The sequence below is a fragment of the Sphingomonas sp. MMS24-J45 genome, from assembly GCF_044881195.1.
Taxonomy (GTDB): Bacteria; Pseudomonadota; Alphaproteobacteria; order Sphingomonadales; family Sphingomonadaceae; genus Sphingomonas.
On sequence record NZ_CP173255.1, the window covers coordinates 2,883,443 to 2,908,309 of the forward strand.

At 65.1% G+C, this 24,867-nt stretch carries 23 protein-coding genes and 1 tRNA gene; 9 read left to right on the forward strand and 15 right to left on the reverse strand.

Features of this window, described 5'->3' with window-relative positions; translation table 11 throughout:
• Window positions 1-66: 66 nt before the first annotated feature.
• A complete protein-coding gene (locus tag AB5I39_RS13995; protein ID WP_404374167.1) occupies window positions 67-501 on the reverse strand; it encodes a MaoC family dehydratase in 435 nt (144 codons plus the stop codon).
• Window positions 502-624: 123 nt separating this feature from the next.
• Here AB5I39_RS13995 and putA point away from each other — a divergent pair, with 123 nt between their 5' ends.
• On the forward strand, window positions 625-3,627 hold the full coding sequence (gene putA, locus AB5I39_RS14000; RefSeq protein WP_404368042.1) for a bifunctional proline dehydrogenase/L-glutamate gamma-semialdehyde dehydrogenase PutA: 3,003 nt from the start codon (window positions 625-627) through the stop codon (window positions 3,625-3,627).
• Between the two features lie 146 nt (window positions 3,628-3,773).
• On the opposite strand, the gene AB5I39_RS14005 is transcribed toward putA, so the two are convergent.
• Together AB5I39_RS14005 and AB5I39_RS14010 are read right to left on the reverse strand one after the other, a co-directional pair.
• A complete protein-coding gene (locus AB5I39_RS14005; RefSeq protein ID WP_404368045.1) occupies window positions 3,774-5,015 on the reverse strand; it encodes a mechanosensitive ion channel family protein in 1,242 nt (413 codons plus the stop codon).
• Window positions 5,016-5,025: 10 nt separating this feature from the next.
• Window positions 5,026-6,030, reverse strand: a complete 1,005-nt coding sequence (locus tag AB5I39_RS14010; protein WP_404368048.1) for a DNA topoisomerase IB — start codon at window positions 6,028-6,030, stop codon at window positions 5,026-5,028.
• Between the two features lie 105 nt (window positions 6,031-6,135).
• Here AB5I39_RS14010 and AB5I39_RS14015 point away from each other — a divergent pair, with 105 nt between their 5' ends.
• Window positions 6,136-6,687: a type 1 glutamine amidotransferase domain-containing protein gene (locus AB5I39_RS14015; RefSeq protein ID WP_404368050.1), complete on the forward strand. Its 552-nt coding sequence runs from the start codon at window positions 6,136-6,138 to the stop codon at window positions 6,685-6,687.
• Between the two features lies 1 nt (window position 6,688).
• Here the strand turns inward: AB5I39_RS14015 and AB5I39_RS14020 are convergent, their stop codons facing one another.
• The 4 genes from AB5I39_RS14020 to AB5I39_RS14035 all read right to left on the reverse strand — a co-directional run bounded on the left by AB5I39_RS14020 (window position 6,689) and on the right by AB5I39_RS14035 (window position 10,584).
• Entirely contained in the window at window positions 6,689-7,924 is a 1,236-nt protein-coding gene (locus AB5I39_RS14020; protein ID WP_404368053.1) for a cytochrome-c peroxidase, read from the reverse strand.
• 92 nt (window positions 7,925-8,016) lie between these two features.
• Window positions 8,017-9,093, reverse strand: a complete 1,077-nt coding sequence (locus tag AB5I39_RS14025; protein WP_404368055.1) for an acyltransferase family protein — start codon at window positions 9,091-9,093, stop codon at window positions 8,017-8,019.
• Entirely contained in the window at window positions 9,090-10,457 is a 1,368-nt protein-coding gene (locus AB5I39_RS14030; RefSeq protein ID WP_404368058.1) for a putative O-glycosylation ligase, exosortase A system-associated, read from the reverse strand. Before AB5I39_RS14030 ends, AB5I39_RS14025 begins: the two co-directional genes overlap by 4 nt.
• The gene (locus AB5I39_RS14035) at window positions 10,450-10,584 is read right to left on the reverse strand and encodes a hypothetical protein (protein WP_404368061.1); all 135 of its coding nucleotides are present in this window, start codon (window positions 10,582-10,584) and stop codon (window positions 10,450-10,452) included. Before AB5I39_RS14035 ends, AB5I39_RS14030 begins: the two co-directional genes overlap by 8 nt.
• 83 nt (window positions 10,585-10,667) lie before the next feature.
• Here AB5I39_RS14035 and AB5I39_RS14040 point away from each other — a divergent pair, with 83 nt between their 5' ends.
• The 3 genes from AB5I39_RS14040 (at window position 10,668) to AB5I39_RS14050 (ending at window position 14,332) form a co-directional block, all read left to right on the forward strand.
• On the forward strand, window positions 10,668-11,909 hold the full coding sequence (locus tag AB5I39_RS14040) for a TIGR04063 family PEP-CTERM/XrtA system glycosyltransferase (protein ID WP_404368064.1): 1,242 nt from the start codon (window positions 10,668-10,670) through the stop codon (window positions 11,907-11,909).
• Window positions 11,879-12,748: a hypothetical protein gene (locus AB5I39_RS14045; protein ID WP_404368067.1), complete on the forward strand. Its 870-nt coding sequence runs from the start codon at window positions 11,879-11,881 to the stop codon at window positions 12,746-12,748. Before AB5I39_RS14040 ends, AB5I39_RS14045 begins: the two co-directional genes overlap by 31 nt.
• A gap of 75 nt (window positions 12,749-12,823) precedes the next feature.
• Complete coding sequence (locus AB5I39_RS14050) at window positions 12,824-14,332, forward strand: replicative DNA helicase (RefSeq protein WP_404368070.1); 1,509 nt, start codon at window positions 12,824-12,826, stop codon at window positions 14,330-14,332.
• 76 nt (window positions 14,333-14,408) lie between these two features.
• Here the strand turns inward: AB5I39_RS14050 and AB5I39_RS14055 are convergent, their stop codons facing one another.
• From AB5I39_RS14055 to rplU, 3 genes are all read right to left on the reverse strand, one after another.
• The gene (locus tag AB5I39_RS14055) at window positions 14,409-14,951 is read right to left on the reverse strand and encodes a GNAT family N-acetyltransferase (RefSeq protein WP_404368073.1); all 543 of its coding nucleotides are present in this window, start codon (window positions 14,949-14,951) and stop codon (window positions 14,409-14,411) included.
• A gap of 168 nt (window positions 14,952-15,119) precedes the next feature.
• On the reverse strand, window positions 15,120-15,389 hold the full coding sequence (gene rpmA, locus AB5I39_RS14060; RefSeq protein ID WP_404368076.1) for a 50S ribosomal protein L27: 270 nt from the start codon (window positions 15,387-15,389) through the stop codon (window positions 15,120-15,122).
• 13 nt (window positions 15,390-15,402) lie between these two features.
• On the reverse strand, window positions 15,403-15,774 hold the full coding sequence (gene rplU / locus AB5I39_RS14065) for a 50S ribosomal protein L21 (protein WP_404368079.1): 372 nt from the start codon (window positions 15,772-15,774) through the stop codon (window positions 15,403-15,405).
• Between the two features lie 553 nt (window positions 15,775-16,327).
• Between rplU and AB5I39_RS14070 the strand changes: the two genes are divergently transcribed.
• Window positions 16,328-19,093 (forward strand): TonB-dependent receptor plug domain-containing protein, encoded by a 2,766-nt coding sequence (locus tag AB5I39_RS14070; protein ID WP_404368082.1) that lies wholly within the window; start codon window positions 16,328-16,330, stop codon window positions 19,091-19,093.
• Between the two features lie 120 nt (window positions 19,094-19,213).
• Here the strand turns inward: AB5I39_RS14070 and hspQ are convergent, their stop codons facing one another.
• A complete protein-coding gene (hspQ, locus tag AB5I39_RS14075; RefSeq protein WP_404368084.1) occupies window positions 19,214-19,594 on the reverse strand; it encodes a heat shock protein HspQ in 381 nt (126 codons plus the stop codon).
• A gap of 148 nt (window positions 19,595-19,742) precedes the next feature.
• Between hspQ and AB5I39_RS14080 the strand changes: the two genes are divergently transcribed.
• A tRNA-Ser gene (locus AB5I39_RS14080) sits at window positions 19,743-19,832 on the forward strand.
• Between the two features lie 36 nt (window positions 19,833-19,868).
• Complete coding sequence (locus AB5I39_RS14085; protein ID WP_404368087.1) at window positions 19,869-20,201, forward strand: DUF6481 family protein; 333 nt, start codon at window positions 19,869-19,871, stop codon at window positions 20,199-20,201.
• A 42-nt stretch (window positions 20,202-20,243) separates the two neighbouring features.
• Here the strand turns inward: AB5I39_RS14085 and AB5I39_RS14090 are convergent, their stop codons facing one another.
• On the reverse strand, window positions 20,244-22,298 hold the full coding sequence (locus tag AB5I39_RS14090; protein WP_404368090.1) for an NAD(+) synthase: 2,055 nt from the start codon (window positions 22,296-22,298) through the stop codon (window positions 20,244-20,246).
• Between the two features lie 66 nt (window positions 22,299-22,364).
• Between AB5I39_RS14090 and AB5I39_RS14095 the strand changes: the two genes are divergently transcribed.
• A complete protein-coding gene (locus AB5I39_RS14095) occupies window positions 22,365-22,760 on the forward strand; it encodes a winged helix-turn-helix domain-containing protein (protein ID WP_404368093.1) in 396 nt (131 codons plus the stop codon).
• A 121-nt stretch (window positions 22,761-22,881) separates the two neighbouring features.
• Here the strand turns inward: AB5I39_RS14095 and AB5I39_RS14100 are convergent, their stop codons facing one another.
• The 3 genes from AB5I39_RS14100 to AB5I39_RS14110 are packed head-to-tail and all read right to left on the reverse strand — an operon-like array spanning window position 22,882 to window position 24,865.
• Complete coding sequence (locus AB5I39_RS14100) at window positions 22,882-23,856, reverse strand: lysylphosphatidylglycerol synthase domain-containing protein (RefSeq protein WP_404368095.1); 975 nt, start codon at window positions 23,854-23,856, stop codon at window positions 22,882-22,884.
• Entirely contained in the window at window positions 23,853-24,671 is an 819-nt protein-coding gene (hpnK, locus tag AB5I39_RS14105; protein WP_404368098.1) for a hopanoid biosynthesis-associated protein HpnK, read from the reverse strand. The genes AB5I39_RS14100 and hpnK overlap by 4 nt, the downstream gene beginning before the upstream one ends.
• Entirely contained in the window at window positions 24,668-24,865 is a 198-nt protein-coding gene (locus AB5I39_RS14110) for a hypothetical protein (protein ID WP_404368101.1), read from the reverse strand. Before AB5I39_RS14110 ends, hpnK begins: the two co-directional genes overlap by 4 nt.
• Window positions 24,866-24,867 lie beyond the last annotated feature (2 nt).

Consider the following 24,867-nt stretch of genomic DNA (forward strand, 5'->3'; position numbering starts at 1 on the left):
GAGAGCGCGCCGCCCGCCCCAGGAAGATGCCAGCCTGCGCTGGCATGACGGATGGGGTGACTGGAATTACACGAAAATCTGGCTGATCCATTCGGCGATCATCGCGGGCTTTTCCTCGCCTTCGATCTCGACGGTGAATTCGTTGGTCTGCTGCCACTGACCGGGGCGCTTTTCCTCGAAGCTCAAGAGCTTGAAGCGGCCGCGGACGCGCTTGCCGGAGCGGACGGGTTGCAGGAAGCGGACTTTGTTGCCGCCGTAATTGACGCCCATCTTGACGCCTTCGATCGTCACGCCGTCGACGATCTTCGACGACAGGAGCGGCATCAGCGAGAGCGTGAGGAAGCCGTGCGCGATCGTGCCGCCGAACGGGGTCATCGCCGCCATCTGCGGATTGACGTGGATGAACTGGTGGTCGCCGGTCGCGTCGGCGAACTTGTCGATCATTTCCTGGCTGACCTCGACCCAGTCGGACACCTGTTCGGTGCCGATGCGGCCGGCCATTTCCTGGACTGTGATGCTGGTCACTGCATTCCCCTAAGGCTCAAATCGTCGCATAGGTGCGTGGCGCGGCAAATGGCACCGAGGCCCGCCGCGCGCAAGCCTCACCCGACCGGAAACCGGAACATGACACCAGACGTAGCGTCCAATGCCCGCAAATCCATGCCCGCTTTGCACCGTGCGAGCGAACCCGATGTTCTAAAGCCGCTGTTGGAGCGTGCCGCGCTGACCCCCGATTCGCGTGAGAGGACGCTGGGGCACGCCGCCGGGCTGCTGGCAGACCTGCGCGCGGCGCAGGGGAAGGGGTGGGTGAACCAGTTCCTGCAGGAATATCGGCTCAATTCGTCGGAAGGCGTGGCGCTGCTGTCGCTGGCCGAGGCGTTCCTGCGCGTGCCCGATCCGGAGACGGCGGATCTGCTGATTGCCGACAAATTGGGCGACGCCGACTGGCGGGCGCACACCGGCAAGTCGAATTCGGGGCTGGTCAACACCGCGACTTGGGGGCTGGTCGTCGGGCGCGCCTTGGTGGGCGAGGGCGAGAAGCCATCGGCGCTGCGTCGGCTGATCTCCCGCGCGGGCGAGCCGTTCGTGCGGCAGGCGGTGGGCGCGGCGATGCGGATGATGGGTGAAATCTTCGTGATGGGCCGCACGATCGACGAAGCGATGAAGCGGATGAAGAAGCCCGAACACAAGGGCTTCACGGCGAGCTTCGACATGCTGGGCGAGGCGGCGCGGACGCAAGATGATGCGGCGCGGTATTTCCGGGCGTACATCGATGCGGTGGCTGCAGTGGGGCGCGATCCGTCGGCGGGGCATTCGATTTCGGTCAAGCTGTCGGCTTTGCACCCGCGTTACGAAGTGGCGCGGTGGGACGAGTGCGTGCCGGCGCTGACCGAGATGCTTGAGGCGCTCGCCGTGCAGGCGGCGGGGTTGGGGATTGCGCTGACGGTCGATGCCGAGGAGAGCGAGCGGCTCGAGATGAGCCTCGACATCATCGGCACCGTCGCGGGTCTGCCGAGCCTGCAGGGCTGGGACGGGTTTGGCATGGCGGTGCAGGCGTATGGCAAGCGCGCGCGGCCAGTGGTCGCGTGGGCGGGCGAGCTTGGCCGGACGATGAATGTGCGGCTGGTGAAGGGCGCGTATTGGGATTCGGAGATCAAGCGGACCCAGGTCGAGGGGCTGGCCGATTATCCGCTGTTCACGCGTAAGGCGGCGACCGATGTGTCGTATCTGGCGGTGGCGCGCGACATGCTTGATGCGCCGGCCATCCGCCCGGCCTTTGCGAGCCATAATGCGCTGACGGTGGCGACGATCATGGAATGGGCGGGGAATTCGCGCGATTTCGAATTCCAGCGGCTGCACGGCATGGGCGATGGGCTGTACGAGCGGCTGGTGCGCGAGAATGGCTATCATTGCCGCGTGTACGCGCCGGTCGGCGGGCATCGCGATCTGCTGGCCTATCTGGTGCGGCGTTTGCTGGAGAACGGCGCGAATTCGTCGTTTGTGCATCAATTGGCCGACGAGCGGCTGACCGAGGCGGAGATTCTGGCGGACCCGGTGGCGAAGATCGCCGCGGTGGGCGGGGCGCGCCATCCGAGCATTCCGCTGCCGGTGGATTTGTTCGGCGATGGGCGGCGGAATTCGGCGGGGTTGGATCTGGCGGATCGGGCGGTGCTGGAGCGTACGGTGGCTGCTGTTTCGTTCTCCGGCGAAGGCCGGAGCCCAGGGTCTCAAGCGGTGTCCCCCGCAACTCTGGACCCCGGCCTTCGCCGGGGAACGGAAGAGGCGATTGGTAGGGCTCAGGCAGCATTTTCCGGCTGGTCCTCCACCCCGGTCGAAGCTCGCGCCGCCTGCCTCGATCGCCTTGCCGATCTCCTCGAAACGCATCGCGACGAACTAATGGCGATCTGCGTGCAGGAGGCTTTCAAGACCATTCCCGATGCGTTGGGCGAAGTGCGTGAGGCAGTCGATTTCTGCCGCTATTATGCGCAGCAGGCGCGGGATGGACTGCAGCCGGTTGAGCTGCCCGGGCCGACGGGCGAGCGCAACGTGCTTCGTTTCGACGGGCGGGGCGTGTGGGCGACGATTGCGCCGTGGAACTTCCCGCTGGCGATCTTCCTGGGGCAGACGGTCGCGGCGCTGGTCGCGGGCAATACCGTGGTCGCCAAGCCCGCGCCGCAGACGCCGCACATCGCCGCCCGTGCTGTGGAGCTGGCGCATGCGGCGGGGGTGCCGACCGACGCGCTGATCCTCGTCCCCGGCGGTCCGGACGTTGGCGCGGCATTGACGGCGGACCCGCGCATAGCGGGCGTCGCCTTCACCGGCTCCACCGCCACCGCCAAGAAGATCGCGCGGTCGCTACTGGCCGACGATAACCGCCCGATCGTGCCGCTGATCGCCGAGACAGGCGGGATCAATGCGATGATCGTCAATTCCACCGCGCTGCCCGAGCAAGTTGTGGCGGATGTCGTCACCTCGGCCTTCCGCTCGGCCGGGCAGCGCTGTTCGGCGCTGCGGTTGCTGCTGTTGCAGGAGGAGATCGCCGAGACGACGATCGAGATGCTGAAGGGCGCGATGGACACGCTGAGGGTTGGCGATCCGGCCGACCCGGCGACCGATGTCGGGCCGGTGATCGATCGGGCGGCGTATGACCGGTTGATGGGATACCGCGAGGGCGCGCGGATCGAGAAGACGTTGGATGTGCCCAGCGAAGGGCTGTTAGTGCCGCCGACGCTGGTGCGGATCGACAGCATCGACGCACTGTCGCAGGAATGGTTCGGCCCCGTGCTGCACGTCGCGACCTGGCCCGCGGGCAAGCTCGCCGAGACGATCCGCGCGGTGAACGCCAAGGGCTATGGCCTGACGATGGGCCTGCACAGCCGCATTGCGCGCGCGGCGGAGGAGACCGAGGCGCTGGCGGCGGTCGGCAATCTGTACGTCAACCGCTCGATGATCGGCGCGGTGGTTGGGTCACAACCGTTCGGGGGCGAGGGGCTGTCGGGCACAGGGCCGAAGGCGGGCGGGCCGCACTATCTGCACCGCTTCGTGGCAGAACGCGCGGTTTCGGTCGATACGACGAGTGCGGGTGGGAATGCGACGTTGCTGAGTTTGGATGAGGGTGGGATTTGACCCGAAACCTCAAATCTCCGTTCGTCCTGAGTAGCGGCTGAGCTTGTCGAAGACGCGTATCGAAGGATGTGCCTCAAACGCTGTCCTTCGATACGCGCTTTCGACTTCGCTCAATCGCTACTCAGGACGAACGGATATCATCAACTTCACCCCTCCGGCTCGTCCGGGCTGCTGAGCGCGGATTGGTCGGTGGTCAGATGGGCGGCGGGGGTTGAGGCGGTGATCGCGGTCGCCAGCGCGTCCGAATAGGGCAGGATCAGCCCGCCTTCGGGCGCAGCGGTGAAGCCGGTTTGCGTCGGATAAGCGAGGCTGATCCCCTCCGCATTCATCCGTTCGATGATCGCGACGCCGACAAGATGGCGGGCGTCGAAGAACTCCTTGAACCCGGCATGTTCGGAATCGAATTCGAGATCGAAATCATAGCTGCTATCGCCGAATTTCATGAACCCGGCGCGGACGAATTTCTGGTCGCAGCTTTCGACGACTTCCTTCAGCATCGCCGGGAAGCGCTTGAGCGTCTCCACCGGCGTCCATTGCACCAGCCCGAGCGTGAACACGCAGCGACGGTAATTGCGCTGCGTGATGTTCTGGATTTCCTTCTCCAGCAATTGCTTATTGGCGATGATCCGTTCCTCGCCCGTCGCGGCGCGGATGCGCGTGGATTTCAGGCCGATGCTCTCAACTTCGCCCGTCGTCGTGTCATAGGCGATCGTGTCGCCGCGGCGGAACGGGCGGTCGAAGATGATGGCGAGGGCCGCGAAAAGATCGGCGAAGATACCCTGCGCCGCCAGACCGATCGCAATGCCGCCGACGCCGAGCCCCGCAACCAGGCCGGTGACGTTGACGCCCAGATTGTCGAGCACGACGATAAAGGCGATGGCGAACACGGCGAAGCTGACGAGCAAGCGTATGATGCCCATCGCGCTGCTGATCGCTTCGCCCGAATAATGCGCGCCGTGGGTGCGGTTTTCGATCCCGCCGAGGATGAGTTCGCGCGCCCAGATCGCGACCTGAAACCAGGCGACCAGCGTCCACAGGAAGTTGATCGTCGCGGCGACCTCGGCCGGGGTCGCGGCGAAATTGGCGGCGGACACGATCTTCACCGCAGCCACGACCATGAAGATGTTGCCGGTTTTCTCAACCGTCCGGGCAAGGACGGCGAGCCAGTTGGCCGGACCGCTGCGTTTCGTGCAGTAATTGCGCGCGGTGCGGCGGATGAAGTGGAAGGCGATGACGAGCACGCTCGCCACGCCGATCGCGATCAGGATCTGCAGCCAGTGCGTACCGAACCACTGAATGGTGGTGCCGAACAGGCCGCGGAGTTGCTGATCGACGTCCTGCACCTTGATTGGCGGGAGGATGGCGGCGGATTTGTTGGCGGTGCTCATTACGTCACTTTCACGCGGCGCGCTTGGCGGCGGCCGCTTCGTCGGGTTCGAGGAACGCGATCAGCCCGCGTTCGGCGCGCGACAGATAGGCGGTGCTGCGCGGCAAGCGCAATCCGGCGCGGAACGACGCCTGCCCATCCTTGGCCAGGGCGAGCAGGGCGGGGTGGACATAGGATTTGCGCGCGATGGCGGGCGTGTTGCCGAGCGCTTCGCTGACAGGCTCCAGCAGCGCCTTCAGCCCGATGTCGCTGCGCGCAGTCGCCAGCGTCTCGAACGCCAGCACGCTCGCCGCCCAAGTGCGGAAATGCTTGGCGGTGAAATCGCCGCCGGTTGCTTCGCGGATATATTCGTTGACGTCGGAGGACGAGACGGGGTGCGGCTCGCCCTCGGCATCGAGCCATTGAAAGAGGTGCTGGCCGGGCAGATCCTGGCATTTCTTGACGAAGCGGCTGAGCGACCTGTCGGTGATGGTCATCACCCGTTCCTTGCCCGATTTGGCGCGGAATTTGAGCTTCAACGAGGTTCCCGCCACCTTGGCGTGGCGGTTGCGCAGGGTGGTCGCGCCGAAACTGTTATTGGCCTTGGCATAGCCTTCGTTGCCGACGCGGATATGGCCGAGATCGAGCAGGCGCACGACCGCCGCCACGGCCTTCTCGCGGCAGACGCCAGGCAGCGCCATGTCGGCGGCGACCTTCGCGCGCAGCTTGGGCAGACTGCGACCGAAGCTGGCGCAGCCTTCGTACTTCGCGGCCTCCTGCGTTTCGCGGAAGCCGGTGTGGTAGCGATATTGCTTGCGGCCCTTTTCATCCCAGCCGACCGCCTGGATATGGCCATTCGCCTTTGGGCAGAACCAGGCATCGCGATAGGCGGGCGGCAGGCCGATCGCATTCAGCCGGTCGATTTCCTCGCGGTCGGTGATGCGCGCGCCGTCCGCATCGAAATAGCCCCAGCCGTGGCGCATCTTGCGGCGGGTGATGCCGGGTGCGCTGTCGTCGTGATAGGTGATCTTCGCCATGGCCGATGTGAATGCACGGATGGTCGCATCGTTCCGGAACGGACTGGGTGCCTCGGCGGTTGAACGGCGCGAACCCCACCCAGCATCACCAGCCGGAGACTCCCCATGGCCGACCTTTCCAACGCGCACGTTCTGATCCTCGCAACCGATGGCTTCGAGCAGGACGAACTGTTCAAGCCGCGCCAGGCGTTGCTCGACGCCCGCGTCAAGGTGACGCTCGCCTCGATCAAGACCGACCCGATCCAGGGGATGCAGCATGACGTGAAGGGTGACACGATTACGCCCGACCTGACGCTCGAGGACGTCGATACCGAGGATTACACGGCGCTGCTGCTGCCCGGTGGCGTCGCCAATCCCGACACGCTGCGGATGGAGGATCGTGCGATCGAGATCATCGAGGAGTTCGTCGATGACGAGAAGCTGGTCGCCGCGATCTGCCACGCGCCGTGGTTGTTGATCGAAGCCGATGTCGTCGATGGCAAGCGCATGACGAGCTGGCCGTCGGTGCGCACCGATCTCGCCAATGCCGGTGCCGATGTGGTGGACGAGGAAGTCGTGCGCGACGGACAGTTTATCACAAGCCGCAAGCCCGACGATATCCCGGCGTTCAACAATGCGATCCTAGAAGCGCTTCAGGAAGAGCTCGAAGACGCCTGAGTTACTTCTTGAACGGGTTCGAGAATTTCGGATCGACGACAAGGTTCGTGTCGGTCAGCGTTTGCATGAACGCGACCAATGCGGCCTTGTCGGCGACCGAGAGATTGAGCCGCTGCGGGACGCCGCCCGGCCTCAGCCGATTGTCGAGAGCCGGGCCGTTCTGCACCCCGCTATTGTAATGCTCCACCACGTCGGCGAGCGTCGCGAGGCGGCCGTCGTGCATATAGGGGCCGACGATCGCCACGTTCTTCAGCGACGGGGATTTGAACACGATCGTCTCGCCCGCGTCGAGGCCGTTGCTTTGTGAATTGGGGGCGAGCGCGAAGGTCGGCGGGACGTGGCACGCGGCGCAGCCCGCGCCGCCAGCGCCGGGGCCGGTCATGAATAGCGTACGCCCGCGATTTTCCTGCGCGGAGAAGTTCGCCAGATCGACGTTGAGGTTGCGGTTGGGCGCCGTCGCGCTGAACACCGTGGCGTAGCCGGTGTCCCACTTGCTGCCCGCCGAGACCATCGCGCGTTCGAACTGCGCGAGGGCCTGCTGAATGCGCGCCTCGGTGATGGTCGCGCTGCCGAAGGCGAAGGTGAACAGGTCGGGATAATAGCTGGTCGCATTCATCTTGGTGATGAGCGCGGGCAGGCCGCCCGCTGCGCCGTCCCATCCCATTTCGATGACGTTCTGGATCGGCTGGCTCGCCTGCGCTTCGACGCTGGCGGCGCGTTTGTCCCAGAACATGCTGCCCGGACGGTAATAGCGGATATTGCCGAGCCGCATGGCATGTGCGGTGGTGAAGGCCGCGCCGGACACGCCGGTGCTGAAACGGCGCGGGTCGGTGAAGCCGTTCGCCTGCTGATGACAGGACGCGCAGGAGGTGGTGTCGTTGGTGCTCAGGCGCTTGTCGTAGAACAGGACCCGGCCAAGCGTCGCGACGCGGTCGGTGATCGCGTTGCCTGCGGGGGTGTTGTCGTCGGCGGCGACGGTCGCGTCGTAATAGGCGGGCAGGGTCGGGCTGGCGTAATTGGCGATGGCGGCGAAATCGACCGTGGTGAAATCGGCGACGCCGGTGGGCGTTGCCGATGTCGCGGCGGGGGAGGGCGTGGGCGTTGCGGGCGCGGGCGCAGGCGACGGCGTGGTGGCAACCGCGGCGGTGGTGGCGGTCGTACCGGTTCCGCCTCCGCCACAGGCGGCGAGGGTGAGCAGCGGCGCGAGTGCGCAGCTCAGCAGCAGGCTCTGTCTCACGATGCTCTCCCGGAACATGTCGATGCGCTATCGAAACGAAACTAATGGCAGATAGCAAGCCAATAGTGGCGCTTAGAGGGGGGCGGTTGAGCTTAGGCGGCGTGTGGGGTGCGCGGGCGGCGGCGGGGGAGGGCCTGCAACCACGCCTGGGCGGGGCGTTCGACGAGGTGATAGAGCGCGATCGAGCTGCCGAGCACGAGCAGCAGATAGAGCGCGATCAGGATTGGCGGGATGGCGCGGGCGTCATCGACGAACGCCAGCTTGAACACCACGAACAGCAGGAAATGGCCGAGATAGGTCGCGTAGCTGATCTCGCCGAGATAATGGAGCGCGCGCGATCCGAGCGGATTGCCGGGGCGATCCGAGGTCAGCGCGAGTGCGAGCAACGACGCGGCGAAGGCCGCGGGGATCGTCAGGGTTTCGGGTGCTCCTGCGGCGCGCGCGATGAGCAACGCGGCGGCTATCGCCAGTGCCCCCACCGTCGCGCGGGAAGGGGCGTCGCGCCAGCGTAGCCAGAGCGCACAGACCGCCGATCCTACCGCGAACTCAATCAGGCAGCGGCGCAGGCCGAAGGTCCAGATGTTGGTGCCGAGCGTCGGTGATCCCGCCATCAGCGCATGGAGCAGCATCAAAGACGCGGCGATTGCGGCGATCACCGCCCAGCTTGGCACACGGCGCCAGTCGATACCGAGTGCGAGCAGCGGAAACAGCAGATAGGCCGCCCATTCGGTGCTGATCGACCAGCTCGGATCATTCCAGGCGAGGTGATCGGTGAATCCCCAATTCTGCAGCAGCAGCAGGTGCAGCGGCAGTTCGGCGAACGGATAATCAACCGGATCGTGTCGCCCGACGCTGGCCAGCAGGAGTGCGAGCGCGACGGCACCGCCGAGCATGAACAGGTGCAGCGGCCAGATCCGCGCGACCCTGCGCCACAGGAAGCCCGGCACCGCATTAAGCCCGCCGTTGCGCAGCCGTTCGCCCCAGCTCAGGTAGATGACAAAACCTGACAGCAGGAAGAAGAAATCGACCGCCAGATAGCCCTTGGCGAACACATTGAGCAGGAGTGGCGGCAACCCGGCGATCGACAGGCGGATGTGGTAGAGCACGACGAACCACGCCGCGATCCCGCGCATCCCGGTCAACGCGCGCAGTTCGTGGCGTTGGCTCACGCCACCGCCTCGACCGATCCTGCCCGAGGGGCCTTTCGCAGCGGTCGCCATGCCGCCTGGCTGCGCTTGCGCGCGAGATAGGTGTCGAGGCCGATCTGAGCCCCAACCAGCATATAGACGAACGGTTGGAACGCGATCGCGATAAACGCTGCGCCGAGCAGATAGACGATGTGCGCGGATTGCAGTGCGCCCGCGAGCGGCGTGATCCACGCCTCATCCGGGCCCCCCTTGCGGTAGCGCTGGCGCAGCACCTCCATCCGGATGATGCCGCCGAGATTGATCAGCAGCCAGATCGCGAGACCGGGGAAGCCCTGTTCGCCGATCATCTCGAAATAGGCGCTGTGGAAGGCGCGCGCCTTGTCGACGGTCAGTTTCTTGTCGATCGTCGCGTTCTGCGCGTTTCCCTCGACCTTTTCGGTGTCGTAGCGGATCTGGTTCTGGCGGTACATTTCGAAGCCGCCGCCCATCGGGTGATCCTTGGCGTACTGCCAGGTCCAGCCCCATACGGCGAGGCGGGTCGATGCGGATTCGTCGGCCTTATAGGTCTTGATCGTACTCATCCGGTCGGTGAAGGAGGAGGGCAGGAACGGCACCACCATCAGCCCCGCGGCCCCCAAAAGGCACAGATACAGGACCTTGCGCTTGGTATCGCGCAGCATCAGCACAGCGACCAGGCCGATGCACAGCAGCCCGGTGCGGGTCGACGTACCGACCGGGATCAGCAGGCACGCGAACACCAGCGCGTAGCAGAACAGCTTCACCTTCCAGTCGGGCGGAAAGATCGTGCCGAAGCGCGTGAACCACAGGATCAGCGGGATGATCGCGACCGCGACGGTGGAGATGGTCGAGCCTTCGTACAGCCCGGAATTGTTCGACACCATCAAGTTGAGCGTGCCGTACCCGCCGCCGCCGCTGGCGATCGTCTTGATCCCGCCAACGATGATGATCGAGGAGGCCGAGGCGATCATCACCAGCAGCAGCGACTCGATCCGGAGCTTGGTGCGCAGCGTCAGCGGCAGGAAGGCGGCGAAAGCGAGCGCCTTCCACACCCAATCCCATTTGCCGAGCGCGTCCACTGGGAAATCGGCCGTACGCGTGGTGATGCCGCAATAGATCAGCAGCAGCACGATCAGCGCCTGGCGCGGCGCGATCCGCGTGCCGGTCTTGTCGTCGGCAAGCATCCATCCGCCGACCGTCAACGCGACGGCGATCAGCGAGATCGGCACCGAATTGAGCAGGACATAGGTCAGCCGCTGCGGGCTGACGATGTCGATATAGACATAGGCCAGCACGAAGATGAAGGGTCGCCGGAAACCCGCCGCGAAGAACGCGCCGAGAAAGGCGACGAAAACGAGATCACGCACGACTGCGGCCTTTCGGCTTGCGTTCGGCCGGTGGCCCTTCGCGGTCGAGATAGGGGCGGCGCAGCAGGACCCACACCGTCAGGGCGATCAACCCGTGGCTGATCGCGAGTGCGAGATTGTCGATCATGGCTGCGGCACGCCTTGCATCCATCCGCCCTACGCGCGGTGGGGTTGAGGCTCCGTTAAGCACTCGCGGATTAGGACATGGCCATGCGCATACTCCACATCCTGGACCACGGGCTGCCGCTGCAGAGCGGCTACACTTTCCGCACGCGGGCGATCCTGAAGAGCCAGCAGCGGCGGGGATGGGCGGTCGCGGCGGTGACCGGCCCGCGTAATGGCCCGCGCGACTTGGCGCAGGAAAATGTCGACGGAATCGATTTCTACCGCACCGATCCGGTGCCGGACACGATCAGCCCGTTCGGCGAACTGCGCGAGATCCACGCCTTTGCGCGCCGGATCGATCAGGTGGTCGCCGCTTTCAAGCCCGACGTGCTGCACGCGCATTCGCCGGTGCTGGATGCACTGGCCGGGTTGCGCGTCGCGAAGGCCCGCAAGCTGCCGATCATTTATGAGATCCGCGCTTTCTGGGAGGATGCGGCGGTCGGCAATGGCACCGGGACCGAAGGATCGCTGCGCTATCGCGCGACGCGCGCGCTGGAGACCTGGGCAGTGAAGCGCGCCGATGCGGTCGCGGTAATTTGCGACGGGCTGCGGCGTGATCTGGTCGCGCGCGGGATTGATCCGGCCAAGCTGATCGTCTCGCCCAATGGCGTCGACATGTCGGTGTTCGGGGAACCCCTGCCATACGACACGGCACTCGCCGCATCGCTCGGAGTGGAGGGGGCCGAGGTTATCGGGTTCATCGGCAGCTTTTACGATTATGAGGGGCTCGACGATCTGATCGCGGCGATGCCGTTGCTGGTGGCGCAGCGCCCCGCGGCGCATCTGGTGCTGGTCGGCGGTGGGCCGATGGAGGAGGCGTTGCGCGCGCAGGCAGCGGCATCGCCGGTCGCGCAGCACATCCATTTCATCGGGCGCGTGCCGCATACCGACGTGGAGCGCTATTATAGTATCGTGGATATTCTCGCTTACCCGCGCAAGCATATGCGGCTGACCGATCTCGTCACGCCCCTGAAGCCCTTGGAAGCGATGGCGCAGCGGCGGCTGGTCGCGGCATCGGACGTTGGCGGGCATCGCGAGCTGATCCGCGACGGCGATACCGGCACGCTGTTCCCGCCCGACGATCCGGCCGGCATGGCGCGCGCGCTGGCGGCGTTGCTGGCCGATCGCGATGCGTGGGACGGGCGGCGCGCACGGGGTCGGGCGTTTGTCGAGGCCGAGCGCAATTGGGCGACCAATATTCAGCGTTACGCGCCCGTTTACCAGAAACTTACCGGTGCTATGCCATCCCCTGCATCATGGCCGAGTCCCTCCGTTCCAAACCTCTGATTCTACCGATCGCGCCGCTTGCCGCGAGCGTGGTCGGCGTGTTGACCGCCGCGATGTTTGCGCTGATCCCGACCGATCTGCTCGAATCGATGGTGGTCGACAGCGGGATCGCCGCGGTGCTTTCCGCCGCCGAACCGCCGCTCGGGATGACCGCGCGGCTGGTGCTGGTGCTGCTGTGTGGCGGCGGCGTTGGTTTGATCACGTGGTTCGGGATGTTCCTGATGTTCGGGACACGCACGATCCTGGTGCAGCGTCCGGGGCGCGGTGCGGAACAAGGCAGTGCCTCCGCGCCCGTGCTGCGTCGCGCCGATTCGCACCCCGATGCGCCGGCGCGCCGCCCGCTGTTCGCCAATACCGATCTCGGCACGCCGTTCCTGGAGGTGCGTGCCAAGCCGGTGCATATCGATGCCGCAGAAGTGCCTCCGGTGGTAATTGAGATGGCACCGCCCGCGCCGATCGAGCAGCCGCTGCCGAAGGATCTCGATCAGCCGCTCGCTGCGTTCGATCCGGCGGCCGTCCCCGAAGCGCCGCTCAAATGGTTTCCCGCACCGGTCGAATCGGTGGTGCCGCAGCGCCCGCAGACCTTCGAACCGGGCGAACGCTTCGAGACGTTCCCGCTGACGCCGATGGTGCGCCCCGCACCGGCGAAGGCCGATCCGTCCGAGACGGTGCAAGCACTGCTCGATCGGCTGGAACGCGTTGCCGCCGCGCGACGTCCGGTGGCCCCTGCGATCGTCGAAGCGCCAGAAGCGGTCGAACCGCCGCACATGCCGCCGCCACCGCCGCGCGAGACGATCCAGGATACCTTGTCCGCGCTGCGCCAGATGGCGATGCGCTGAGGGGCGACCAAACTTATCCCCGCTATTCTCGCCGCGCCCGTTTGACCCGAATCGTGGCGTCTGGGAGAAGGCGCCATGGCCACAGCATTCGCATCTCCACCCGTTTCCGCAACCGCACCCGAGGGCGTATCGCTGCCGCAGAATGTCGAGGCCGAGGCCGCGATGCTGGGCGCGATGATGATCGACAACCGTCTTGCCGATGATCTGATCGATACGCTTGAACCCGAGCATTTCTTCGAGCCGCTGCACGGGCGCATCTTCGCCGCGATCCGCACGCTGCGGGGCAACGACATGCTGGCCAGCCCGGTCACGCTGCGCCCGATGTTCGAACAGGATGCGGGAATGCGCGAAGTGGGCGGACCGGCCTATCTCGCGCAGCTTACCGGATCGGGCGCGGGGCTGCTCGGCGCGCGCGAATTCGCCAAGCAGATTTACGATCTGGCGATGCTGCGCACGCTGGTGACGGTCGGACGCGGGCTGGTCGAGCGGGCGATGGATACCTCCGAAGAGGTCAACCCGCGCGCGCAGATCGAGGCGGCTGAGGAGGAACTCTACAAGGTCGCGGCCGACGGCGGCAGCGACAATCAGATCAAGACCTTCGTCCAGGCCTCGACCATGACGATCAAGATGGCCGAGATCGCGCTCAATTCGGGCGGGCATATTTCGGGCATCACGACCGGGCTCGACAGCCTGAACGCCAAGATCGGTGGTATGCACCGCTCCGACTTGATGATCCTCGCCGGGCGACCGGGCATGGGCAAGACCTCGCTCGCCACCAACATCGCGTACAATGCCGCGCAGCGCTGGATGCGCGACATGGCCGATGGGATCGAGCCGGATCGCTCACTGGGCGCGAAGGTCGCGTTCTTCAGCCTCGAAATGTCGGCGGATCAGCTCGCCGGGCGTATTTTGGCCGAGCAATCGGGGATCAATTCCGAAGTGCTGCGATCGGGCAAGATCAGCCATGCGGAATTCCACAAGCTCGCCGCCGCCGCCGCCAGTCTGGAGAGCCTGCCGCTCTACATCGACGACAGCGCTGGTCTGTCGATCGGTGCGCTGCACACCCGCGCACGGCGGTTGCAGCGCAAGCTCAACAACCAGCTCGGGCTGATCGTGGTCGATTATTTGCAGTTGCTGTCGGGCACCGCCAAGAGCGCGGGCGACGGGCGCGTGCAGGAAATTTCCGAAATCAGTCGCGGTCTCAAGAACATCGCGAAGGATTTGAACGTGCCGGTGATGGCGCTGTCGCAGCTGAGCCGCGCTGTGGAAAGCCGCGAGGACAAGCGGCCGATGCTGTCGGATCTGCGCGAATCGGGCTCGATCGAGCAGGACGCCGACATGGTGATGTTCGTGTTCCGCGAGGATTATTATCTCAACATGACCCAGCCCGAAATCCCGAGCGCGAACAGCCCGGCCGACGTGCAGGACAAGCACGCGCGGTGGACCGAGCATCTACAGCGCGTCGACGGCCTGGCCGAACTGATCGTCGCGAAACAGCGCCACGGTGCGACGGGCAAGGTCACGCTGCGGTTCGAACCGAGCATTACGAAGTTCTCGGACTATGCCGGGCCGGTCGAATATTGAGGATTTCGGCTTCTGATCCGCCCGCTCCACCCCGGCATTCGCCGGAACGGAGCGGGCGGGGTAAGTCTGGGCACCCTTAGGCTGCGAGTTGCAGCGCAGCGTCGGCCCCGGGGCCGAACGTGCGTTCGAGTGTCGCGCAGGGGGCTTCTGCCCCGCGCGCCACGCTGTGCAGCAAAGTCTCCCCGGTGGGCCGGAACCCCAGCTTGGCAAGCACTCTGCCCGAGGCAGGATTGTCGACGAAGTGCTTGGCGCTCAGGCGATCCAATCCCATCGCATACCGCGCGATGCCGAGCATGGCGTGCCCCGCTTCGGTTGCAAAGCCGCGGCCGCGTGCGCTTGGCGTCAGCCAATAACCGATCTCATGCTCGCCATCGCGCAGGATGATCGAGATCCCGCCGACCAGCGTTGGGTAATCGCCGCCGTGGGCCAGAATCAGGCAATTCACCTCTTCCGCACTGGGCGGACGTGACAGCCACGCCTCGGCGTCCGCTTGCGCATAGGGCCAGGGCAGGCGCGAGAGCATGCACGCGACGTCATAATGCGCAATCGCCTGCGTCAGGGCAGGGGCGTCCTCCAGCCAGCCGGGCCGCAGCGTCAATCTCGGGGTCCGAGCGAACATCTTTACTCTCCTCGTCGCCGCCGCTTGCCTGTCTCTCGTGACGTTCAAGCGACAATGGATGTGGAGGGAGCATGAAAAAAGGGAGACCGGGGCGACCCGCTCTCCCTTTTCGATAGTCTGTTCAGACCTCGGGTCACCCTGGTGGGTAACCCGGATGGTCACCCGATGTTATTCGGCGGCAATCGCCGGCATTTCGACCGAGCAGAATTTACGGCCAAGCTTGCCCTGGTGGAATGCGACTCGGCCTTCGGTCAGCGCGAACAGCGTGTGATCCTTGCCAATGCCGACATTGGTGCCGGGGTAGAACTTCGTGCCGCGCTGACGCACGAGAATGTTGCCCGGGACGACGACTTCGCCACCGAACTTCTTCACGCCAAGGCGACGACCGGCCGAATCACGACCGTTGCGCGAGGAACCGCCTGCTTTCTTATGTGCCATCTCGAATTACTCCTTACGCCTGAGCGGCCGGGGCTTCGGCTTCCGCCGGTGCAGCCGTCTTGGCCTTAACAGCCTTCTTCTTCTCTTCGCCACCGATCGCGGTGATGCGCAGGATCGTGTGCTGCTGACGATGGCCATTGCGGCGGCGATAGTTGTGACGACGGCGCTTCTTGAAGACGATGATCTTCTCGGCCTTCGCCTGCGCGATGATCTCGGCCGAGACGGTGAGACCCTCGACCGACTTCAGCTCCGAGCCTTCGCCCGCCAGCAGGATGTCACCGAGCGTGATCGACGCCCCAGCTTCGCCCTCGAGCTTCTCGACGACGATCTTGTCTCCGGCGGCAACGCGGTACTGCTTGCCGCCCGTGCGCACGATTGCGAACATGGGCCTAAGTCACTTTCAAAAAATGCCGTGCCCCGGTGGGGCGAAATACCTGTACCCCACGCAAGGCAAGCCAAGCGCGGGAAAGAAGCGCCAGCTATGCGAGGAGCGCGCCGCTGTCAACCGTCCCGACGCGATTCTGCACGGGGCGAGCTCCACGAAAGCGTTGCCGAAACGCCATAGTTAGGACCGAAAATGCCCTAATTCGGATGACCCCGCCAAAAACGGTGAACTTTATGTTGCAATGGATAAGCCGATATGGCGTCATCCGTTCCGGGAAAGACGAGACGATCGAGATACGAGCAACAAAATTACGCTCGACAAGAATTTGCCTCGCGTAAATTCCCCAAGCAAAGTCCGGCTCCACCGATTTTATCTGTTTGGTGCGGCTGGGTACAAAGAAGTTCGCAGGTCTACCGACTGTCGCCTTTGCGGCAGGGGAACGTGTGTTTGCTGATGTCGACGAAATTGGTCGGCACGGAGCGTGGCTTCGTGCCGTCTGCGCAAGATTGGGTCGAAGGACTGCAACGTGTTTTCATTTTTGGGGGATTTGACCGTGATCTACAAAAACGCGATTTCACTGCTTGCCCTGGCGGTTGCCAGCGCCGCCACGCCTGCGCTGGCCGAGGAGCGCCGTGAGGCCGAGGCTGCTGGCACGGCTGCGGGCGCGCAGACAAGTGAACCGGCGGCAAAAGCGCCCGGCGACGGGGATATCGTTGTCATCGGCACGCGCCGGACCGATCGATCGGTCACCGATTCGGCATCGCCAATCGACGTGATCAGCTCAGCCGAGCTGGCTGCTCAACCGGCTGTTAACATGCTCGACGCCGTCCGGAACCTCGTTCCGTCCTTCTTCGTGCCGCAGAACACCATTTCCGACGCATCCACCTTCGTGCGCGCGCCGTCGCTGCGCGGCCTGGGCGCCGACCAGATCCTGGTGATGATCAACGGCAAGCGGTACAACCGATCGGCGCTGGTCAATGTCTACACCGGTGCCGACACGGCGCTGTCGTTCGGGTCGCAGGGTGCAGACATCGGCAACATCCCCGCGATCGCGATCGGCAATCTGCAGGTGCTGCGCGATGGCGCGACCGCGCAATATGGTGCCGACGCCCTGGCGGGCGTGCTCAACTATTCGATCCGTAAGGATGTCGGGATCGAGGCGCAGGCGCTGTACGGGCAGACCTATCGCGGCGACGGCGAAAGCAAGATCTTTTCGGGATATGGCGGACTGAAGCTTGGCGACCGCGGTTTCGTCAGCCTTGCGGGCGAATATTACGACCAGGGTCAGACCAGCCGCGGCGTGACGCGCGCCAGCGCGATCCGCATCCAGCAGAACCTGCCCGGGGTCGCGGTGCCGAACCCTGCGCAAATCTGGGGCACGTCGCCAGGACATGGCTACAAGCTGTTCCTCAACGGCGCGATCGATGTGGGCGCGCAAAGCCAGATCTATTTCACCGGCAACCTGGCCCACAGCAAAACCAACCAGAGCTTCAACTATCGCCCGTCGCAGACCAATACCGGTTTTGTCCGAAACGATGGCACATCCGATTCGACCGTGTCGCTGGGGCGCAACGGATCGTTCAACCCGATCTATCTGACGGCCTGCCCGGCCGGCAATGCGAGCTGCACTGCGGTGAACGGCGTGCCGGGTTTTGTGTTCGATGCGAACACGTTCAGCTTCACCTCGATCTATCCGGGCGGCTTTACGCCGCGCTTCATCGGCAAGGTCGATCAGGTTTATGGAACGCTGGGTTTCAAGGGCAAGACCGACAGCGGTTTCACCTATGACGTATCGGGGACGCTGAGCCGCAACTCGCTCGACCTGTCGATGACCAATTCGCTGTCGGCGTCGTACGGCCCGCAGAGCCAGACGAGCTTCCAGTTCGGTAAGCTGATTCAGAGCGAAATCACGCTGAACGCTGATTTCACCTATCCGCTCGAAGTCGGCTTCGACAGCCCGATCGTGCTGTCGGCAGGTTCGGAATATCGCCGCGAACGCTATGAAAAGACCACCGGCGACCTCCAGTCGTACGGCGCGGGCCCCTATGCGTCGCAGGCGCTGTACACGCTCGTTTCGCCGGGCGTTTACACGCCGCTGCTGACGGTGAACCCGACTTGCCCGACCTTCAACGCGTCGGCGCTTCCGACGGCTGTCTGCACCGTCAACCAGTCGCCGGCCGCGAGCGGCTATGGCGGGACCAGCCCGACCTTTGCCGGCGTGTCGACCCAGAACAGCTACGCCTTCTATGTCGGTGCCGAAACCGACATCACCAAAGCGCTGACGGTCGGCCTTGCGGGCCGGTACGAGCATTACAACACCTTCGGCGGCGTCGTCGTGGGCAAGGCCAACGCGCTGTATCGCATCAGCGACGCGGTTTCGCTGCGCGGGACGATCGGCACCGGCTTCCACGCCCCGTCGCCTGGTCAGAACAACACGCAGGTTGTGACGACCAACTTCCTCGGCGGCAATCAGGTGCAGACCGGCACCTACCCGACCTCGAGCGCGATTGCGCAATTCTATGGGGCCGGGCTGCTCAGGCCCGAGCGGTCGACCAACTACGGTGCTGGTATCGTGCTGAAGCCGCTATCGCGTCTTTCCGTGACGGTTGACGGCTACATCATCGAAATCAGGAACCGAATTGGCATTTCGCAGAACTTCACGGTGTCGGCGGCAAACATCGCGGCCTTGCCGTCGCTGGCGTCGGTAGGTCTGGGCGGCGTGGTGAACTATTTCACCAACGGCTTCGACGTCTCGTCAAAGGGGATCGAGGCGGTGGCGAATTATCGCACCGAGCTGCTGGGCGGGCCGATCACCTTCACGCTCGCCTATAGCTACAACAAGCTGAAGGCGAAGAACATCAAGCTGACAACCACCGGTCAGCCGCTGGTCAGCCTGCAGCAGCAGTACAACATCGCCAACCTCGCACCGCGGAACCGCATTACCGCCTCGGCGGCGTGGCAGATCGACAATTTCACGATCAACGCCCGCGCCAACTATTTCGGCGAATGGTCGAACGCGCTGGAATATAATCTCGTCGCACCCGTCGCGGGCGCGACATCTGCACCGCCGTCGCAGATCTTCCGCGGAAAGACGCTGTTCGACCTCGATGTCAGCTATACGCTTGCCAAGCATTACACGCTGACCCTGGGCGCGAATAACCTGTTCAACGTCTTCCCCGACAAGATCAAGGCTTCGCCGGTCAACCCGATCTACGCGCTTTCGGGCGGGCTGAACGACGGGCAGGTCTATCCGCGCTCGGGCGGACCGTTCGGGATGAATGGCGGGTTCTACTACGCCCGCCTCCGCGTCAAATATTGAGGATCGGGGCGTCCGGGGGCAGCTCTGCTCCCGGACGATCGGGTTCCGATACGACGAACGAAAAGGGGCGGCGGATCAGACGATCCGCCGCCCCATCTTCACGTCCGTGTCAGGCGGGCATCAATGCCGGTGTTCGCGCCGCAGCGGATATTTGCCGTCCTCATATTCCCCGAACAGGCCCGCGATGGCGGGATGGTCGACCGGTTCGTCGGTGTCGTCGGGCACCAGATTTTGCTGGCTGACATACGCGACATAGCTCGACTCCATATTCTCGGCGAGCAGATGGTAGAAGGGCTGGTCCTTCGCCGGGCGCATATTCTCCGGGATCGCGTCATACCATTCGTCGCTGTTTGCGAAGATCGGATCGACATCGAAGATCACGCCGCGGAAATCGAACATGCGGTGGCGCACGACATCGCCGATCGCAAAGCGCGCGTGACTGACCGGGGGCAGCGGAATCTCGGCGGAAAAGGGCGGTGTGGTGATCGGGGAACGGTGCATTGGCCCAATCTAAGCCTTGTTCGGCGCTGCACAAGAGAATGCTGCACCCAAACGCTTGCGTGTCCGGTGGCAGTGCGTTAGAGGCCCGCGCTCACCGACCGGTGTCGCTTGGCGGGTTCTCCAAAACGGCGGCATCATATGACCTCGCGGAGAGGTGGCAGAGTGGTCGAATGTACCGCACTCGAAATGCGGCGTGCCCTCACGGGTACCGTGGGTTCGAATCCCACCCTCTCCGCCATTTCCTTCTTCCGACGATAGGGCTAAAGCGCGCCACATGGCCTCTTACAAAGAACCTTCTTTCAAAGACCGGGCGGCCCTGTCCGCCGATGCCAAGCAGCGCGCGCTGGAAAAACTGAAGGCGAAGCCGCCGCTTGACCCCGCTGTCGTCGCCGCCCGTGCGGCCGCGCGCGCGGCGAAGGAAGCCGCCGAAGCCAAGAAGCGCGAAGAGAAGAAGGCCGCGCTCGAACAGGCGCGGCTTGAAAAGATCGCCAAGGCCGAAGCCGCCGAACGCGCGATCGAGGAAGCCAAGCAAGCCGCGATCCAGGCCGAGATCGACAAGAAGGCAGCGCGCGACGCGCGTTATGCCGCGCGCAAGGCGAAGCGGTAACTTTTAGTCAGGTGATCCAAGCTCCGTTCGAAACGAACGGAGTTACGGCAACCCGCGCGCCAACTCTTCCAGCCATACCCGCGCCGTGCCATCCGATGGCGCGCGCCAGTCGCCGCGCGGGCTGAGCGCGCCGCCGCTTGAGACCTTCGGGCCGTTGGGGATCGCCGAGCGCTTGAACTGGCTCGTCGCAAAGAACCGAATCAGGAATTTCTCCAGCCAGCCGGCGATAGTCGGCAAATCATACGCCGCGCGCGCCGTTGCCGGGAAATCCCGCGGCCAGCGCCCGGCGCTCGCATCGCGCCAGGCGTGGAGTGCGAGGAAGGCGATCTTCGACGGCGCCATGCCGTGGCGCACGACATAATGCAGGAAGAAATCGTTGAGCGCGTAGGGGCCGATCTTGGCCTCGGTGCTCTGGATCGCGCCATCGGCCCCGGCGGGGACCAGTTCGGGTGAGATTTCCGTCGCCAGGATCGATTCGAGAATCGCGTCGGTTTCGGGGTCGTATTGATCGGTCCGGATGCACCAGCGAATCAGAAACTGAATCAGCGTCTTGGGCACGCCGGCGTTGAGCGCATAATGGCTCATCTGGTCGCCGACGCCATAGGTGCACCACCCCAGCGCCAGCTCCGACAGGTCGCCAGTGCCGACCACCAGCCCGCCGCGCTGATTGGCGAGACGGAACAGATAATCGGTGCGCAGACCCGCCTGCACGTTTTCGAAGGTCACGTCATAGACCGGCTCACCCTGCGCAAAGGGATGACCCATGTCGGCCAGCATCTGGCGCGCGGCGGGGCGGATATCGATCTCGTCGCCATCGACGCCCAGCGCGCGCATCAGCGCCCACGCATTGTCCTTGGTCGCGTCGCTGGTCGCGAAGCCCGGCATGGTGAAGGCCAAGATACGGTCGCGCGGCAGGCCCAAGCGGTCGATCGCCTTGGCCGTGACGATCAGCGCGTGCGTCGAATCGAGCCCGCCGGACACGCCGATCACCAGCCGCTCGGCATGGGCCGCGTCGAAGCGCTTGAGGATGCCCTCGACCTGGATGTTGAAGGCCTCGTAGCAATCCTGATCGAGCTTTTCGGGCGTGTTGGGCACGAAGGGGAAGCGGCGGGTTTCGCGGCGCAGGCCGACGTCCTTGAAATCGGGCTTGTGATCGAAGGCGATGCGGCGGAACGCCAGTTCGGGATTCCCGGCCAGCCGTGCGGCATCGTTGAAAGTGCCGACGCGCATCCGTTCCTGCGCGATCCGTTCGGCATCGATATCGGCGAACACGATCTCGGACGCGCGGTTGAAGCGGCTCGATTCGGCAAGGAGATCGCCCAGTTCGTGGATCATCGCCTGACCGTCCCACGCTAGATCGGTGGTGCTCTCGCCCGGCCCGGCGGCGGAGAAGACATAGGCGCAAACCGCCCGCGCGCTTTGGGCCGCGCACAGCATCGCGCGCTCACGCGCCTTGCCGACGACGATGTTCGAGGCCGACAGGTTGCAGCAGATCAGCGCACCCGCCAGCGCGCCCAGCGTGGAGGGCGGGGTGGGGGCCCAGAAATCCTCGCATGTCTCGGCATGGAAGATGAAATGCGGCAGGTCGTTTGCCGCGAAGATCAGGTCGGTGCCGAAGGGGGCGGTCTGTCCGGCGAGGGTGATCTCGAGATTGCCGTTCAGCTCTGCACCGCTCGCGAACCAGCGTTTCTCGTAATATTCTCGGTAGTTGGGCAGGAACACCTTGGGCACCACGCCGAGAATCCGGCCGCGCGCGATGACCACCGCGCAATTGTAGAGCCGCCCGTTGCGCGGCACCGCGGCGCCCACCACCAGCACCGGGCGCAGCTTCACGCTTGCCGCAACCACGGCCGCGATCGCCGCCTCGGTCGCGCGGTGTTGCGCGGTCTGCAGGTGGAGATCGTCGATCGCGTAGGAGGTGATGTTGAGCTCGGGGAAGACGAGCAGGTCGGCACCCTGGGCGTGGCCCTGTTTGGCCAGCGCGATCGTCGCCTCGGCATTGGCGGCGGGGTCGCCGACGCTCGCGCGCGGGGTGCAGGCCCCGACGCGGACGAAGCCGTGGGTGTGGATCGAATGGAACGGGTGCGGCTTCGCCATGTCTGCGACCTAACGCGGTTTGCGGCGCTTTGCCACCTGCCAGGGTTTTGGGCTAGAAACGCCGGGATGCGGGTGGGCAAACTCAAGATCAAGGCGCAGCTCTATTGCGGCGATGAACTGGCGATGGGGCCGGGCAAGGCCGATTTGCTCGAGGCGATCGACCGTGAGGGATCGATCTCTGCCGCGGGCCGTGCGATGGGGATGAGCTATCGGCGTAGTTGGCTGCTGGTCGACAGCATGAACCGGTGTTGGCAGGAAAAATTGGTCGAGACGGTCGCGGGCGGCGGGCATGGCCGCGGGGCGTCGCTTACGCCGACGGGGCAGACCGTGCTGGCGGCGTATCGGCGGCTGGAAGCTGGGCTGGCGGAGGCGGCGAGCGGCCCGGTTTTGGGCGAGCTTGATGCGATGCTGCGGGCGGCGCCGTTGCCGCCGACCTCGGCTGGGGTAAGCGAGGCCGCGTAATCGGGGCCGCGCCGTCTTTCGTTACCGTTCGCCCTGAGCTTGTCGAAGGGCTGCTTTCCGCAAGCGCTGATCCTTGTGGCGCGAGATGTGCTTCGACACGCGCAGCACGAACGGAGGGACGTTACCCAACCACCCGCCGCGCTTCGCCCACCTGCCACGCCAGCAACGCCGGGACCGCGATGATCACGTCGCGCGCGCGCTTGAGCAGCGACAGCGCGAGGGCAGTGGCGGGCGGCATCCCGACCAGCGGGCCGATCAGGACATAGGCGGCCTCTTGCACGCCGATCGCGCCGGGGATGGCGAAGGCGACGCTGCGCAGCGTAAAGATCAGCGCCTCGATCATGAGCACCGCCCAGAGCGGCGTGCCGACGCCCATAAAGCGCAGCGCGATCCACGCGCCTGCCGCGCTCGCCAGCCAGGCGGCAAGGTTGAACAGGAAGGCGGCGATGACGCGTTTCGGTTCGCGGTAGATCAGGTCGAGCTGGTGGCGGATCGCATCGGTCATCGCGATCGAGCCGGGCAGGATGCGCGCGCCGAGCTTCCCCGCCAGCGCCAACACCGGTTTCTGCGCGAAGACGAACAACGCCATCAGCGCGACCATTGCGACGACCCCGCCGAGCGCAAGCGGGACGAGGCCGTTCTGCACCGATTGATCGGTCAGGACGAGCAGCAGCACGGCGACCCCCGCCAGCGTGAACAGCAATTGCGCGGCCATTTCGGTGGTGAGGTCGGCGATCATCGAGGCGTAGATCACCGGCTGCGGCACGCCGAACGCGGCGAGCGTGCGCGCGCCGACGACCAAGCCGCCGAGCTGCGAAAAGGGCAAGATATCGGTCGCCGCTTCGCGCGTGGTGCGTGCCCAGACGAATAGCGGTGCCCGGTGGGCGGGCTGGCCCGGCGCAACCGAGACCCAGGCCATGCCGAGCAGCCCTAGCACGCCGCCCGACCACAGGACGAAGCTGGCCATGCCGAGCCAGCCGATCGTCGCCATCGCGGTGGTGACCTGATTGAGGCCAACGCTGCCGATGGTGGCGGCGGCGACGGCCAGACCGATGACAGTCGCGAGCAGCAGCCCGATTTGCGCGGACTTGTTCACAGATCGGCGAAGCGAGCGAGCGTGATACCGCGCTTCGTCACGGTCTCGCGCGCGGCGGGATCGGTGAGAGCGGCGAGTTCGGCTTCATATTGGTAGCCGGGTGCGGAGAGCGGGTAATGGCCGGTCGCTGGGTGGAGATAGATCTCGCTCACGCCCTCGGGCAGCGTTTGCAGGATACCGCGGACGCGCTCCGCGTGCATCGCGCCCGACCAGGCGAGGCCGAAGGTGCGATCGGGCACCTTCACCCCGGCGGCGCGGGCCGCGCGCTGGACGCGGCGTGCGAAGGGCTTGGCGATGTCGAGGCCGCCGACTTGCTCGGCGAGCAGCGCGCGTTCCTCGACGGGTGCGCGCAGCGCCTTCATGCCGTGACGCAGGCCGACCTTGAGCAATGTCGCGGCGATCACCGGATGCAGATGCATGTGCTTGTGCGAATTGACATGGTCGAGCGGCAGGCCGGTTGCGGCGAACAGCGCGAACTGTGCTTCGATCTCGGCCTCCAACTGCCGCCGCACCGCCGGGCGCGCGACCAGCGCAAGCGCAACGGGAAGCGATTCGATGCGGAACGCGCCGCTCTCATCGACCAGATCGGGAATGTCGGTCGCGGGCAGGGCAGGGGGTGTCTCGGCCAGCGCGACGTGCAGCCCAACGCCGAGCGTCGGATTGGCGCGCGCGCGCGTCACCGCGTCGGCTGCGGCGGCGCCAGTGACCATCAGGCTGGTGACGGTCAGGATGCCGTCGCGATGCGCCTGCTCGACCGCTTCGTTGACTTGGCTTGAGACGCCGAAATCGTCGGCGGTGATGATGGCGGTTTTCACGCCGGGTCGAAGCCATAAAACGCCGGATCGGCGAGTACGGCATCGGCCACCCGATCGGCATTGGGGATCGCGACGCGGCGCAGCGTTCGGATCATCGCGGCGCGGTCGCCCGCGCGAACGGCATCCTCCCATTCGCCTGTGCGGCCCGTCGCCGCGAGCCGTTCATTGACGGTCATCCCGGCCAAAGTCGTCATGA